Source organism: Clostridium sp. Cult1, from assembly GCF_021655095.1.
In the GTDB taxonomy this organism is placed as follows: domain Bacteria; phylum Bacillota; class Clostridia; order Tissierellales; family Tepidimicrobiaceae; genus Schnuerera.
In genome coordinates this window covers 186,001-200,994 of the sequence record NZ_PPXW01000001.1, presented here as the reverse complement: position 1 = coordinate 200,994, position 14,994 = coordinate 186,001, and the positions used below count along the sequence as shown (strand labels likewise).

At 31.9% G+C, this 14,994-nt stretch carries 12 protein-coding genes and 1 pseudogene; 7 read left to right on the top strand and 6 right to left on the bottom strand.

The features are described 5' to 3' along the window. A partial coding sequence (locus C3E89_RS00845) for a hypothetical protein (RefSeq protein WP_236913416.1) occupies window positions 1–133 on the top strand: 133 nt, incomplete at its 5' end. 85 nt (window positions 134–218) lie between these two features. On the opposite strand, the gene C3E89_RS00840 is transcribed toward C3E89_RS00845, so the two are convergent. From C3E89_RS00840 to C3E89_RS00830, 3 genes and pseudogenes are all read right to left on the bottom strand, one after another. Continuing rightward, window positions 219–962 (bottom strand): endonuclease/exonuclease/phosphatase family protein, encoded by a 744-nt coding sequence (locus C3E89_RS00840; protein WP_236910612.1) that lies wholly within the window; start codon window positions 960–962, stop codon window positions 219–221. A gap of 99 nt (window positions 963–1,061) precedes the next feature. Continuing rightward, window positions 1,062–1,250: pseudogene (locus tag C3E89_RS00835) on the bottom strand (SelT/SelW/SelH family protein); the annotation flags it as partial. A 169-nt stretch (window positions 1,251–1,419) separates the two neighbouring features. Then, window positions 1,420–2,763 (bottom strand): metallophosphoesterase, encoded by a 1,344-nt coding sequence (locus tag C3E89_RS00830; RefSeq protein ID WP_236910611.1) that lies wholly within the window; start codon window positions 2,761–2,763, stop codon window positions 1,420–1,422. A gap of 221 nt (window positions 2,764–2,984) precedes the next feature. Here C3E89_RS00830 and trkA point away from each other — a divergent pair, with 221 nt between their 5' ends. The 3 genes from trkA to C3E89_RS00815 are packed head-to-tail and all read left to right on the top strand — an operon-like array spanning window position 2,985 to window position 6,585. Continuing rightward, window positions 2,985–4,364: a Trk system potassium transporter TrkA gene (gene trkA, locus C3E89_RS00825; protein WP_236910610.1), complete on the top strand. Its 1,380-nt coding sequence runs from the start codon at window positions 2,985–2,987 to the stop codon at window positions 4,362–4,364. Beyond that, window positions 4,342–5,805 (top strand): TrkH family potassium uptake protein, encoded by a 1,464-nt coding sequence (locus C3E89_RS00820; protein WP_236910609.1) that lies wholly within the window; start codon window positions 4,342–4,344, stop codon window positions 5,803–5,805. Before trkA ends, C3E89_RS00820 begins: the two co-directional genes overlap by 23 nt. Window positions 5,806–5,832: 27 nt before the next feature. Next, window positions 5,833–6,585: an exodeoxyribonuclease III gene (locus C3E89_RS00815; RefSeq protein ID WP_236910608.1), complete on the top strand. Its 753-nt coding sequence runs from the start codon at window positions 5,833–5,835 to the stop codon at window positions 6,583–6,585. Window positions 6,586–6,678: 93 nt separating this feature from the next. Here the strand turns inward: C3E89_RS00815 and C3E89_RS00810 are convergent, their stop codons facing one another. Together C3E89_RS00810 and C3E89_RS00805 are read right to left on the bottom strand one after the other, a co-directional pair. Next, window positions 6,679–8,049 (bottom strand): sensor histidine kinase, encoded by a 1,371-nt coding sequence (locus C3E89_RS00810; protein ID WP_236910607.1) that lies wholly within the window; start codon window positions 8,047–8,049, stop codon window positions 6,679–6,681. Beyond that, window positions 8,039–8,707, bottom strand: coding sequence for a response regulator transcription factor (locus C3E89_RS00805; RefSeq protein WP_236910606.1), 669 nt, complete (start codon window positions 8,705–8,707; stop codon window positions 8,039–8,041). The genes C3E89_RS00810 and C3E89_RS00805 overlap by 11 nt, the downstream gene beginning before the upstream one ends. Window positions 8,708–8,949: 242 nt before the next feature. Here C3E89_RS00805 and htrA point away from each other — a divergent pair, with 242 nt between their 5' ends. From htrA to C3E89_RS00790, 3 genes are all read left to right on the top strand, one after another. Beyond that, window positions 8,950–10,197, top strand: coding sequence for a serine protease HtrA (gene htrA, locus C3E89_RS00800; RefSeq protein WP_236910605.1), 1,248 nt, complete (start codon window positions 8,950–8,952; stop codon window positions 10,195–10,197). A 146-nt stretch (window positions 10,198–10,343) separates the two neighbouring features. Continuing rightward, the gene (locus C3E89_RS00795; RefSeq protein WP_236910604.1) at window positions 10,344–10,643 is read left to right on the top strand and encodes a hypothetical protein; all 300 of its coding nucleotides are present in this window, start codon (window positions 10,344–10,346) and stop codon (window positions 10,641–10,643) included. A gap of 50 nt (window positions 10,644–10,693) precedes the next feature. After that, complete coding sequence (locus C3E89_RS00790; protein ID WP_236910603.1) at window positions 10,694–11,884, top strand: amidohydrolase; 1,191 nt, start codon at window positions 10,694–10,696, stop codon at window positions 11,882–11,884. A gap of 111 nt (window positions 11,885–11,995) precedes the next feature. Here C3E89_RS00790 and C3E89_RS00785 read toward each other — a convergent pair whose 3' ends face one another. Continuing rightward, on the bottom strand, window positions 11,996–14,914 hold the full coding sequence (locus tag C3E89_RS00785) for an insulinase family protein (RefSeq protein ID WP_236910602.1): 2,919 nt from the start codon (window positions 14,912–14,914) through the stop codon (window positions 11,996–11,998). Window positions 14,915–14,994: the final 80 nt, after the last annotated feature.

Sequence of the window (14,994 nt, the reverse complement as noted above, 5' to 3'; positions counted from 1 at the left end):
AAAAAATATCCACTTAGGACCAACACTACCAGCTTTCTTATCACCAAATGTAGCCAATGTATTGGTAGAAAACTTCGGAATTGGAACAATTTCAAATGTCGAAGATGATATAAAGATGTTTATGGAAGCTTAATCTATAAAACCCCATCTATAGGAATATAGATGGGGTTTTATAATGCTTTTAACGGTTTATTGCCTTCTTTTTTATCAGATATATTTTAGAATTGATATAACATTACTGGTCTATGATCTGAGATGTCAACGGGTAGTACTTCACTTCTTAGGTTATAGGTAGAAAGCCCTCTTAAAAATAAAAAATCAATTTTTGGATTGTCAGAATTATTATAGCAGTTTAAAGTACAGACTCCCACAGGTCCAACATCTATCATAGGAAATCCTTGATTAAGCATTATATGATAAGCAACTGAACCTTCTGGGGTATTTAGATCACCTCCAAGGATTATTCTTTTATCAAAATAACAATTATTGTTTAATACATTCTTTATTTGTTGTGCCTGAAAAAACTGATCTCCTTGTAGTCCCAAATGAAATGTGCCTATATATATTAAAAAATCTTCCATGTAAACATTTGTAAGAAGAAAACTGCGGTCTTCTTTGCTATTTACCTTAGGCAAATGGATTTTTAAAGCAGTTGTCATTGGATAGCAGCTTAGAATTGCATTACCGTAATATCCTGGGTTCATATTCTTAGAAACAATATATTTATAATTCCAAACCTTTCCTGTGGTAAAAGTAAGTCTATCAGAAATATATGCGGCCTGATGAGTCTTTATTCCGGATCGTAAAGTATATGCATCTACTTCCTGAAGACATACAATTGAAGCTTTGGATTCCTTAATAAGATCTGCAATTCTATCTAAATTTCCTGTTTTTGAAACTGGATAACCACCATCTTTATTTTGTCCTACTTTAATATTCCATGTAAGAATATTTATGCACATTATTTACACTCCCAAATGTATATTGTTAAAACTCCACCTTTAACCTATTAAAAGGAAAAGGTGGAGTTTTTGTTTAAAAAATTTTATATTAATTCTATTTTATATTTTGTTTTTTACCATTTCTTCTACTTCATTTTCCTCAGGGAATCTTCCTAATTCCTTTTTAGAAAAAATCAATTCGTCTCCAATAGTTATTTCAAACACCCCATCAGAAGAAGGGATTATTTTGAGTTCAGATATTTCATTCTTATGCTCTCCTAATAAATTGTCTATTAGAGCAACTGCTCTTGGTAAGTAGCCTCAAGCTGTACAATACTCAATAGTGATAATTTTTTTCATTAGAGATCACTCCTCGCTTAATTTTTCCATTATACTAATTTATAGTTACCCAAAAGATATAGAAAATATCAATAATAAGACTAGGAATGATTAAGTTATTTATTCCTTTTTATCATCTTCAATAAATTGGAATATGTATTTTATTGTTGTCCGTTTTTTGATCATTAAACATACTCAATACATAATCCCTAATGAAAAATGGTGCAGTATCCTGTAAAATCTTAAATCCTTCAGTGGGGAATATATCATGAATAAGTTCATTTCTAAAACCAGCAAAATATTTTAAATTGAGTTCTGCCACGGTTTCTGATATGGCTTTCATTTCTTCGTCGGAAAACTTACTTATTTCTAGCAAATTATCATAATATTTATCGTAGGATCTTTGTCTAAAGAATTCTCTAGAATATTTATTAAAATTATTTAAATTTCTATCTTTTATACCATTTTCCCAAGCCCAAGCGTATACATCAACTCTTCTTGTTGAATAATCAAATCCTCTTTCTGGTGAAAATTTTAGGACACCATATTGATTAGGATAGGCTGTTAAACAGGATGTGGCAATATCATAAATCCTTTTATTATCCCTTTTATAAGACTTTATATCTTGCAAATGAATATGGCCAGATAATGCAATCTGTATATCACAACTAAGGAGTAGATCTATTACTTCTTGGCTATTTTCAATGGTATAATGTTCATTAATTACTTCACTATGATCCATTAAGCTATGGTGCATAATAGCTATAATCTGAGCATTATTTTCTTTTGCTAAATTAGCACATTCTTTTATCCAGTCAAAGGTTTTAGCTGGGATTTCTCCACCCATTTTTGGAGCATCTCTTACTTTGTTTCGCTTATATTTAGCTGAGTCTAGCATTAATAGCCAAACATCTTCTGCAGGAGCTGCCAAATAGCTTAAAGAATAATTATCTCTAGAAATAGCATCCTTATAGCCAAAGGGTTCATAAATTTCTACAAACTCTTCTTTTGATATGGAATCAATTTTAATCATTTCATCTCCAAAATAGTTTCTAGCCCAAGGATTTTCAATATCATGATTTCCTGGAACTACGAATATATGGACTCCTAATTTTTTAATGTTTTTTAATTTTTCTGCCATTTCTAAATGACTTTCTTTTTCTCCATTGCAAGTTAGATCGCCAGGAATAATCAATATATCTGGTTTACTATTCTCAATATCTAAAGTAAAAGCATCTATTATTTCGTCAGTATAATGAAGTAGTTTTCCATCACCAGAATTAAGAAACCAATGGAAGGCTTTTCCATTATCATAAGTCTTTTTAGATAGGTGATGAGGATCTGTTGCTATAAAGAAAGTAATATTCTCTCCAGATTTAATTTTACAATTTAACACGGAACAAGTAAACTTTTCCACACATCCAACTGAAGCTAATAAAATAAGCGCTATTATAAAGAATAGGGATATTCTTTTAATAATCATAATAAAACCTCACAATCTAATTATATTTGATTGTTCTTAGTTTAATATCTTATTTGATATAATTATATCATAGTTCTATTGGCAAATACTACTGATTACTGTTTTAATATTGATTTATTATTTCGAATTAGATTCCATAAATTAATAGTGTAAAAAACTTTTTTATTATTATTAGAACTGTTATAATATTGCTATATGTATATAATAGGAGAGGATTTAAAATGAAAGTAATGATTGTTGGAGCTGGCAAACTAGGGTATAGACTAGCAGAGTCTATGAATAATGAAGATATTGATGTTACCCTAGTAGATATGAATTTTAGAACCTTAGAAAGGATAAATGATCATTTAGATGTTTTAACAGTTAGGGCAAACGGGATACAAATTGCTACATTAAAAGAGCTTAATATAGATACTTATGATTTGCTTGTAGCAGCAACAAATAGCGATGAGACCAATACCTTAATATGTACTTTAGCAAAAAAACTACACTGTAAAAAGACTATAGCAAGAATTAGAGATCCTGAATTTATAGAACAGTTGGATTTTGTAAAAATAGAAATGGGGATCGATCATATTATCAACCCAGATCTGACTACTGCAATTGAAATAGAAAGATATCTATCTAAAACATATAATTTTTACTCAGGAGACTTTGCCAAAGGGAAAGTTTCTATGGTGGATTTTCACCTAGGTAGCACTCATGATTTTGTTGGGAAAAAATTAATGGAATTAGAAGGATTAGAAGGACTTCTTATTACTGCTATATCTAGAGAAGGTGATTTAATTATTCCAAACGGTTCTACTGAGTTAATGGCAGAAGATGTTATTCATGTTATAGGCAAAAGCAAGAATATTAACAAATTAGGTGAAAGATTTGGAATTAGCATGAATAAAAAGGAATCAAAAAAAGTAATAATTCTAGGTGGAGGTAATATAGGATATTATCTAGCTCAAAGGTTAGAAAAAGTAGGTACTAATGTTACAATAATTGAAAAGAGCAAGGAGAGGTGCCAATATTTGGCAGAGGAGCTTAACCATACTTTGATAATTCATGGAGATGGGACTGATTTTGATCTTTTGGAAGAAGAGGATTTATCCTCTTATGATACTTTTATAGGAGCTACAGGTTTTGATGAACAAAACTTATTGATGGCTCTAGTAGCAAAACAACTAGGAGTAGGCAAGACTATTGCAAAAATAAGTAGGCCTAATTATGCCCATATAGTAGATAAATTGGATGTAGATATAGCTTTAAATCCAGTAAATATTACTGTTAGTAATGTGTTGAAATTCATAAGAGGTGGGAAAGTAGTATCTGTTTCATTGCTTCTTGGAGGAGAGGGAGAAGTTACTGAGGTTATCGCTAGTAAGGATATGTCTATAGTAGGCAAACCATTATATCAATTAGGTTTACCAAAGGGTATTATTATAGGGGCTATTGTCCATAAAGGAGAAGTTATAATACCAAACGGAAACAGTATAATCCATGAAAATGATAGAATAATTGTATTCTCATTAACATCCCATATGCCAGCCTTTAATAAGATGATAAAATCAAATAAGGGGGGTATCTTAAATGGTCTATGGGTCGGTAATTAAAATATTAGGTAATTTACTATTGGTAGAAGCAGCATTGATGATACCTTCCCTATTGGTGTCTATATACTATGATGGATCGGATAAAATGGCTTTTATAATTAGTATTATTATAACTAGTCTAATAGGTTTAATAATGAGTAAAAGTTTTAGGTTTAGCAAAAGCATTAAGGCAAGGGAAGGACTTACTATAGTTGCTTTTGGATGGATTCTAGCTTCATTTTTTGGTTCATTGCCTTTTATATTTTCCGGTAGTATTCTATCATGGGTAGATGCTTTTTTTGAAACTGTATCTGGGTTTACTACTACAGGGGCAACAATTATTGATAATGTTGAGGTGATACCAAAAGGTGTTCTATTTTGGAGATCCTTCACCCATTGGATTGGTGGTATGGGTATATTAGTATTTACTGTTGCTATTCTACCTACCTTGGGGGTAGGAGGTTTTCAAATTTTCAAAGTTGAATCCCCTGGCCCTCAACCTGATAGGATTGCACCAAGAATTAAAGACACAGCAAAAATACTGTATACGACTTACTTTGTTATCACTATCTTACAGATAGTCTTGTTATTAGTAGGCAAGATGCCCTTTTTTGATACAATAGTTCATACTTTTGGAACTGTAGGTACAGGCGGATTTTCTATTAAAAATTCTAGTGTAGGAGCCTATAACAGTACATATATACATTTGGTAATAGGTACATTCATGATATTATCCGGAGTCAACTTTTCCCTATATTATTCTCTTTTTAAAGGGAGATGGAAGGAAGTAATAAAAAATGAAGAGTTGAGGCTATATCTGGGTATAATATTCATGGCTGTCTTGTTAATTGCATTAAATATCAACACAACAATATACCATAGGTTTTGGTTAGCTTTAAGGGATGCTTTTTTTCAAGTGGGTTCTATTATAACTACAACAGGTTATGCTACGGTGGATTTTGATAAATGGCCTACCTTTAGTAAAACAATCCTATTTTCCCTTATGTTTGTTGGTGGATGTGCAGGTTCAACAGGCGGGGGAATGAAGAATATAAGAATTCTAGTTTTATTAAAATTGGTAAAAAGGGAAATATCTAAGATTTTCCATCCTAGAGCTGTCATACCTATTAAAATTGGAGATAGAGTTCTTCCTAACGAGGTAGTAGCAGGTATTACTAGTTTTTTTACATTATATATTATGATATTTATATTAGGAACTATTTTTATATCCTTAGAAGGAATAGATTTTGAAAGTTCTGCTGGTGCAGTAGCAGCAACATTAGGAAATATTGGACCAGGGTTAGGCTTAGTAGGACCGGCAAGAACTTTTAACCAATTTAGTCATGCTTCTAAACTATTGTTATCCTTATTTATGTTGTTGGGAAGATTAGAGTTATTTACTATCATAGCTTTATTTGCTCCTAGTGTGTGGAAAAATGAGATTTTACCTAAAAATAGATGATTATGAAAGAATATATGGAGGGATAAAATGAAGTTAGTTTCTTGGAATGTGAACGGTCTTAGGGCTTGTGTTAGAAAAGGTTTCTTAAATTATTTTGAAGAAGTGGATGCAGATATATTCTGTGTTCAAGAAACTAAATTACAAGAAGGACAAATTGATTTAAGCTTACCAGAATATCATCAATATTGGAATTATGCTGAGAAAAAGGGATACTCAGGTACGGCCGTATTCACTAAGGACAAGCCTTTAGATGTAAAATACGGTCTAGGAATAGAAGAACACGATAATGAAGGAAGGGTTATAACTTTAGAGTTTGAATACTTCTATCTAGTAAATGTATATACTCCTAATTCTCAAAGGGAATTAACAAGACTTGATTATAGGATGACTTGGGAAGATGAATTTAGAAATTATTTAAAAGAATTAGACTCTATTAAACCTGTAATACTATGTGGAGATTTAAATGTAGCCCATAAGGAAATAGATTTAAAAAACCCATCTACCAACAGGAGGAACGCTGGTTTCACCGATGAAGAACGAGGAAAGATGACAGAACTATTAGGAACAGGATTCATAGATACATTTAGATATTTCTATCCAGATAAAGAAGATGCCTACACTTGGTGGTCCTATATGAGAAAGGCTAGAGATAGGAATGTAGGTTGGAGAATTGACTATTTTATAGTATCGGAAAGGTTTAAAGATAGATTAAAGGATGCCCAAATTCATTCAGAAATAATGGGCAGTGATCATTGTCCGGTAATGCTGGAGATAGAATAAGGAACGACCTTTGTCGTTCCTTTAGATTAGCAAATTTTATAAGGAATCTTATAAGCATGAATATTTTAAAAAGTGAGCTGAAAAATATTCGACTCACTTTCTTATTATCTCCACATAAAAAGACACCCCTTCTTCTTCATTTTCAGCCCAGATTTCATCTCCATTTAAAGTTACAATCCTATGAACGATAGCCAATCCGAGACCAAACTCCCCTTTATATCCTTTGTTGAATTTGGTAAATAGAGAATCTAATGTTTCTGGCTCAATATTTGGTCCATCATTCCAAAATCTGAGTAACACCTTATTTTCCTCTTTTCCATTTAAGGATATAAGTATAGAGTTTTTTGCATACCTAATCTGATTATCCAATAGATTTTCTACAACTACTCGCCACTGCTCAATATCGCCGTCAATATTTGTTGGAGATAATTCTAATTGCCAATCTATATCCGTTCTACTCCAAGATAACCTTTCTATGACATCCTTTATCAATCCATCTAAAGAAAAATTTTGGTAAGGAATATCATGGGTATTTAGATAATCTAGTTTTGTTATATAGAGTAGATTTCTTATACGTTTTTCAAGTCTTTCTGCTTCTTCGTCTATTACCTTTACAGAACAATCCAAATCTCCCTTTGGATAGATTCCATCCCTAATGGCCTGGGAAAAGCTGCGAATAACCATAACTGGGGTCTTTAACTCATGGGATATATGTTGCAAGAAGGATTGTTGCATTTCTTCTTGGTAGATTAATTGATTTCTAAGTTGCTCTATAGATTCCCCTAATTTTCCTATTTCATCTTGTCTATCTAACTCTACAGGTTCTTCCCATTCATTATTTGCAAGTTTCTCTACTCGCTTTTCTAAACTTACAAGAGGACTAGATAAATATCTGGCCAACAATATGGCAGGAATCCAGCTAAAGATGAAAACTAGAAACATGATAAAGGCTAATTTTCTAAATAGGGTTTGGACCAAATCTTCCCTATAGGAATCCCACATATAGGAGACTAAATAGGCATCTTGGTTTAAAGCCTTGCCTTTAGTAATAACATAGAAAATTTTCTCCGTTCCTACTTTTCCACTATATCTTTCACTATTGTTTCTTTGATTTAATGCCTGGTTTTTTACTTCATTTAAGAAGTTCATGGAAAAAGAAGAAGAAAAAATTATTGGACTGTCTTCATATATAATGAAATGGTTGACGGTACGAATATTTTCTAAAGTTTGTCTTGATTTTTCTGGACCTTGGGATTTTAATAAATCCCTTATAGAACGAAGATCATATTGATTGAACATCAAAGTCTGAGCCGATTCTATGGTTGCATATATTTCATTGGTGAAAAAATCCCTTAGAGTCAATGGTAATATTACAGATAATATCAAGGATATACCCAAAGTAATAGTTGCAAAAACTACCCAAATTTGAATAGATAATGGCCAATTTTTCATTCTATTTATCATTTTCTATCATCCTATATCCATATCCATAGATGGTTTCAATCCTTAATTCGGGCATCTTCTTCCTAAGCCTTCTTACTAAATCATCAACCACTCGATCTGTGCCAAAATAATCAGATCCCCAAATGGTTTCCAAAATTTGCTCTCTAGAAAGGGCTATACCCTGATTCTTAGCAAGATAGAGTAGTAAGTCGAATTCTTTAGAGGTTAAATCTATTAAATTGTCTCCCAGTTTAACCCTCCTAGACTTTTCTTCTATTGTATAAGGAGGAATATTTATAACCTGATACGGGATGCCATATATTCGTTCCAACAGATTTTTAGTTCTAATGACCAATTCTCTAGGAAGGAAAGGCTTAGCCAAATAATCATCACTACCTAATTCTAAACCTAAAACCCTATCGATATCTGCATCTCTAGCAGAAATAAATATTACGGGAATATTTGGAGTGGTCAACTTTATTTCCTTTATAAGTTGATATCCGTCTATATCTGGAAGCATAATATCTAGTATCCATAGATCTGGTGGGTTGTTAATGGATTTTTGAGCATCCTTTCCTGTTAGAAAAGAAGATACTTGCCAACCTTCTTTTTCTAAATAAGTAGTTAATATTAAATTTAAATTTTTATCATCTTCTACCAAATAAATTTTAAAGCTCATATATATCTTCTCCTTAAAGAATTCTTTAAGCTTATTATATCAGAAAAAATAATTTTTAATTGATTATAATTTTTACTAATATAATATATTATCGAAAATATATGGTATTCATATCAAATGATTATGGGAAATTGTGAAAAAGTGAAAGGATAATTTTACAACAAAAACATAATCTATCTATATTTTTTTCACATTCATATATTATTCTATAGATAAACATCGAAGAAGAAGGAGGTTTTAAAATGGATGATGAAAAAAGGGACTTGGATCAAATGATAGAGATAATAGAAGGTATAGATACAGTAGTTGAGGATAGCGAAGAAGATAATGCTGAAGAAAATAATCATGTTGGATATGTAAAAAAAGAAGGTATATATAAAGATAAAAAGAGGAAAAAAAGGAATAGGATACTATCTTATATAGCTATTGCATTAATATCCTCCCTTATTGGTGGATTAGTATCTCCTTATATAGCTATAAAATATTTATATGCCGATAAATTACCAGCCATAGAAGAAACTAGTAATGATAATGTGGTTTATAATATTGATGATAATAGTGTTACTGCAGTTTCTGTAGCGGCTAAAAAGGCTATGAGTAGTGTAGTAGGGATTACTACGAAAGAAGTTCAAAATTATGGGTTTATATCCCAAGAAGTAGATGGGGTAGGTTCTGGAGTAATAGTAGATAAGAATGGCTATATACTTACCAATTCCCATGTAGTTGGTGATGGGAATGCTAAAGAGATAACTGTATTACTGGAAAATGGAGATAAAATCCCAGGGAAAGTATTATGGAATGATAGTTCTATAGATTTAGCTATAGTAAAGGTAGAAGCAAAGAATTTACCAGTGGCTACACTAGGAGATTCAGAAAAATTAGAAGTAGGTGAAATTGCTATTGCTATAGGAAATCCATTAGGACTGGAATTTCAAAGGACTGTAACTTCAGGAATAATATCTGGACTCCATAGATCTATCCAAGTAGATAGATATAATGTTATTGAAGATTTAATCCAAACAGATGCTTCTATCAATGAAGGAAATAGTGGAGGCCCTCTATTAAATAGTAAAGGGGAAGTAATAGGAATAAACACAGCTAAGATAAAAACAGCAGAAGGATTAGGATTTGCAATACCTATAAATATGGTAAAACCCATAATAGAACAGGTAGTAAAAGAAGGTACCTATAAAACTGTATTCCTTGGGATAACAGGGATTGAAGTGGAACTATACGAAAGGCAACTGGGAGTAGAATTAAAGGCAGACAATGGAGTCATTGTAGTTGAAGTAGTTCCAAATTCTCCTGCTAGTAAAGGTGATTTAAGAACTGGAGATATAATAACCAAAATTGATGACCAAGAAATCCAAAATATGAATCAGCTAAAAAAATCCCTCTATAAATATAAAAAAGGAGATAAGGCCAAATTAAGTATTATAAGAAATGGTAAAGAAGAACAAATGGAAATAGAATTTAGTGTTTTGAAATAGCTTGGGACAGCAGGGACGGTTCTTACCGTCCCATTTTTGATTATAATCATATGGAACCGATACCCTTTAGTATAAATTAATTGAATCGATTTCACTATGATGATAAAATTATATTAACAAAATTTATCATATATGGAGGTGATACCATGTTCAAGCCTCATGACTATGCCTATCAAATAGAAGTAACGGTAAAGGCCATGTTTAATTGTGATAAATACGATATAGGTGGTATAGTAGATGTAAATTTCATTGAAAGACAACCTTTTATTGCTATAGCTTTAGTGATGGGTAATTTTTATAATAAAGTAGATATTAGCTATAAGGAAAAAATAAATGATTTTTTGGGGAAGTATTATTCGGAAATGGGTAAAAGTATATCGGAAATTGGAGAGGAAAAATTTAAAGAAATTATGAAGGATTTTACCAGCATAGTGTCTACTATCTAGAAGACAAAATTTTATTCCATATAAAATTATTATTGAAGGAGTATTCATAAATGAAATGTAGGGAAACTATAATAGAAAAAATTGATAGTATAGAAAGAGAATTAATACAGTTAAGCAATAAAATCCACGAGAAACCTGAATTAGCCTTTGAGGAGTTTAGTGCAGTAGAAAATATAACTGCTGTACTAGAAAGACATGGCTTTACTGTTGAAAAGGGGATAGGAGGATTGGAAACTGCCTTTAGAGGAGAGTATCATGGAAAGAAGAAAGAGCCTACAGTAGCCTTTTTAGCAGAATATGATGCTTTACCTGAAATTGGCCATGGTTGTGGCCATAATTTAATAGCTACTATGGCTGTAGGTGCGGCTATTGGCTTAAAAGAAGTAGCAGAGCATATAAATGGTAGAATTGTCATACTGGGAACACCAGGTGAAGAAGGTGGCGGCGGAAAGATTATAATGTTAGAAAAAGGATGCTTTGATAATATAGACTATGCTTTAATGATGCATCCCTGTGTAAATAATTTGATTTGTAGGGGAGGATTAGCAACTAGAAGCATTAGAATAGAATACCAGGGTAGATCAGTCCATTCTTCTTTTCCAGAAGGGGGAATTAATGCTTTGCAAGCTGTAATACAGACCTTCAATATGATAGATCAATTTAGAGCTTTGTTTCCATTAAAGACCAATATAAACGGTATTATAACTGATGGTGGAAGGGCAGCAAATATAATTCCAGACTATGCTTCCTGTGAATTTTCGGTAAGAGCAGCCACGGCTAAAGATTTAAATGTAGTTGTAGGATATGTAGAACATATAGTAAAAACGGTAGAAAAATTAATAGGGGTTAAAGGGAAGATAACAAAAGGTCTAATGTATACTGAAAGATATCCAAATAGATTTATTGACGAAAGGCTTAAAGAAAATATTGCTGAATTTGGGGTAGATATGGAATATCCAGATCCAAGTATGAAATATGGAGCATCAGATATAGGGAATGTTAGCCTTAAAATTCCTTCTATCCATTCCTATATAAAAATAGCAGATAAAGGGGTTAATAGTCATTCTATGGATTTTACAAAGGCTGCTAATAGCCCTAGGGCCCATAAGCAGATGATTAAAGGGGCTAAGGCAATGGCTCTAACTGGGTACGATATATTTGCAGATGAAAATTTAAGAAGGAATATATATGAAGAATTCACTAACACGGTCCCCAAATATAGCCGAGAAGAATTAAGGTAATCTTAAAATATGAGAAAATAAAGGTAGCACAGAGGTCATCTTGGCCATTAAAATATTGCTTAAGTGTCCTCTGTGCTTTCTTGAAAATCTGGAATTACATTATTTTTACTACTATTTCTTCAGCTGTACAAGCTTATTAAATAGTTTCTCATTATCCTTAATCATATTTTCATTGCCTAATACACATAGATAATCTTCTTTCATAGCCTTATCAATTAGAGGTATAAAGGCCTTTATATCTTCAAGTTTTGTAGCCAAAACTTCATCCCTTGTTTTTTGAATATCTTCTTGAGTTATCTTTGAAATATATCTATTTGTTGCAATCTGCCCCTTCATATGGGGAGTGGTAGCTGGATCTAATTGGCTCATAGTTCCTATTATATAGGTAGTCAATTCTTCTTCATCTATATTTAAACTATCGATATAATCTGCCATTTTATCATATACCTGAATAGTCCTATCTAAATTTGGGTCCCTATAGGAGAAGGTTACTATATGGCCAGTTCTATCCAATAGAATACCTGCACCATAGGCTCCACCCTGGGCTCTAATCTTATTGTGAAGATAATCTCTACTCAATATGGTGGATAAAACTCTCATGCTACCATTATAGTTAAATCCTAGTCTCCTAAAATTATATCCTTTTGAAACGTATTGGACATTAGCTGAAGATAATATACCTTCATTTAACCTTTCTTCAGCAAAGCCATATTTTATAGGTTGAAAGTCTAGTGTATTAAGTTTATCTATTACAATAGGTAAATTAGCCTTTACCAATGAAAAATCATCCTCGTCTCCAGTAAAGCTAAGGATTAAATTATCTGCGCTAAATACCATATTATAAACCTTATTCAAATTAGATAAAATTTCTTCACTATTGCTATCAAAAGTTTCAAGTATATCAGATAAGAACCAATAGAAGTCTAGACCTTTTAACCTTTCCATATACTTTTTAGAAGGTGAAAAATAGGAGCTAACTCTACTAGCGGCTACCGAGTGTCCTGCATCAAATATGGTCATTTCTATTCGTGATTTCATCTGTTGGAATAATTCTTTAATACGTTTCTTATCTTCAATTTTTGATTGAGTAATCAATTCAGAAACAAGCTCCATCATTTTGGTTATATTATCCCCTATGGCTTTTCCTTTCACAATAAGTTTAGGATGGTATAATTCATCACTATTCTTTTGGTCGTAACAGGTAACATCAAAGTCTATGCCGCCAGTATGGATGTAGATTTCATTGGCTAATTGGGAGTAAGGTCTTTTTTTAGTATCTATTTTCCCTAGCAATCCTATCAGTAGATTAATATAAGGGATTAACTTTTCCTCTACCATGCTAATATCAAAATAGAAATCTACATAAGCAATTTTACTTGTAAATATATTATGAGACAATATTGTCAACTTATCTTCTTTAATTATCTTCTGAGGGATAACTTGGGCTTTTGGTTCTACATCGGCTATGGAGAGTTTAGGGATAGTAGCTTTAGCTTCTTCCGAATCATCGGCAACCTGCATTTCCTTTAGTTTATTATTTTCCTCAATTAATTCTTTAATTTCCTCTGGACTTAAAGATTTTTTATATTCATCCAATTTTCCTTCCATAATTCTCTGTTTTTCTTCTCCTAACCCTTTCTTTGGTTCAATTATTACCAGAGAACTATGAGGATTGTTGATTATTCGCTCTTTAATGAAATTTTCAAAATAACTAGTGTCCATATTGGATTTTAGCTTATTTAAAGTCTTATCAAATTGTAAATGGACTAAAGGATCCCCATCATATAACCAGCTATCTAAAGATATCATATTATAGACAATACCTTTAGTTGGAAACTTGGATGCTTCTCTAAGGTCATATTCAACTATATTTATACAGGCTTCTATTAGTTTTCTATCTATTCCATTTTCAACTAAATTATTTAATGTTTCAAAAATTACCTTTTCAAACTGTGCCTTTTTGTCTGGAGAAGTATTTTTAGCAACTACACCAAAGCTAGGCTGTAGTCCTCCGGAGCTAACGGGAAAAATATCTTCCCCTATGCCCTCATCTAGTAAAGCTTTTTTTAATGGTGCTGCTTCCGATTCTACTAGCAACTGGCTTAGTATACTAGTCATAAGATAGATTTCTGGGTCTGTATTTTCTCCTAATACGAAGTTCAAGCTTAGATAGCTGCGATTTTCATCATTTTCTTCACTGGAAATAGGATAATAATCTACTATTTCGTTTCTTGAGGTAAAAGGTTTTTGAATTCCAATAGTTGAATGGATTTCGGCTTTATCAAAATTGGATAGATAATTTTCATCTATATGTTTAAGTTGTTTTTCAACATTTCCATTGCCATATAGATATATATAGCTATTAGATGGATGGTAGAACCTTCTATGAAAATCTAAAAAGCCTTCATAGCTAAGTTCAGGAATTATATCTGGATTTCCACCAGAGGAATATTGATAACAAGTATCTGGATATAAGGATTTACCTATATTTTCTCCCAATATCCTTTCTGGAGAAGAATAGGCGCCTTGCATTTCATTATAGACTACTCCTTTATATCTAATATTTTCTTCTTCATCAAATATTTCATGATGCCACCCTTCTTGCATAAAAATTTCAGGTATTTCATAAATTTTAGGATAAAATACTGCATCTAAATAGACATCCATTAAGTTGAAAAAGTCCTTTTCATTTCTGCTGGCTACAGGGTAAAGGGTTTTATCGCTAAAAGTCATGGCGTTTAAGAAGGTCTGTAAAGAACCTTTCACCATATCCATAAAGGGTTCTTTTGTAATATATTTTCTAGAACCAGATAGAACACAATGTTCTATAATATGGGGAACTCCTGTACTATCTGATGGAGGAGTTCTAAACCCTATGGAAAACACCTTATTATGGTCATCATTTTCTAAATGTAGTAGTTTTGCTCCGGTTTTTTCATGTGTGAATATCCTTGCTATAGATTGGATTTCTTTAACTTCAGTTTCTTCTATTAGCTTAAATCCATAATAATTATTACCTAATTTAAACATGGCTTCCTCCCTTTCATTATTTCAATATCCGAAATATTATCGATTTAAATTAAAGATATCATTAATTAATAGTTTAATCA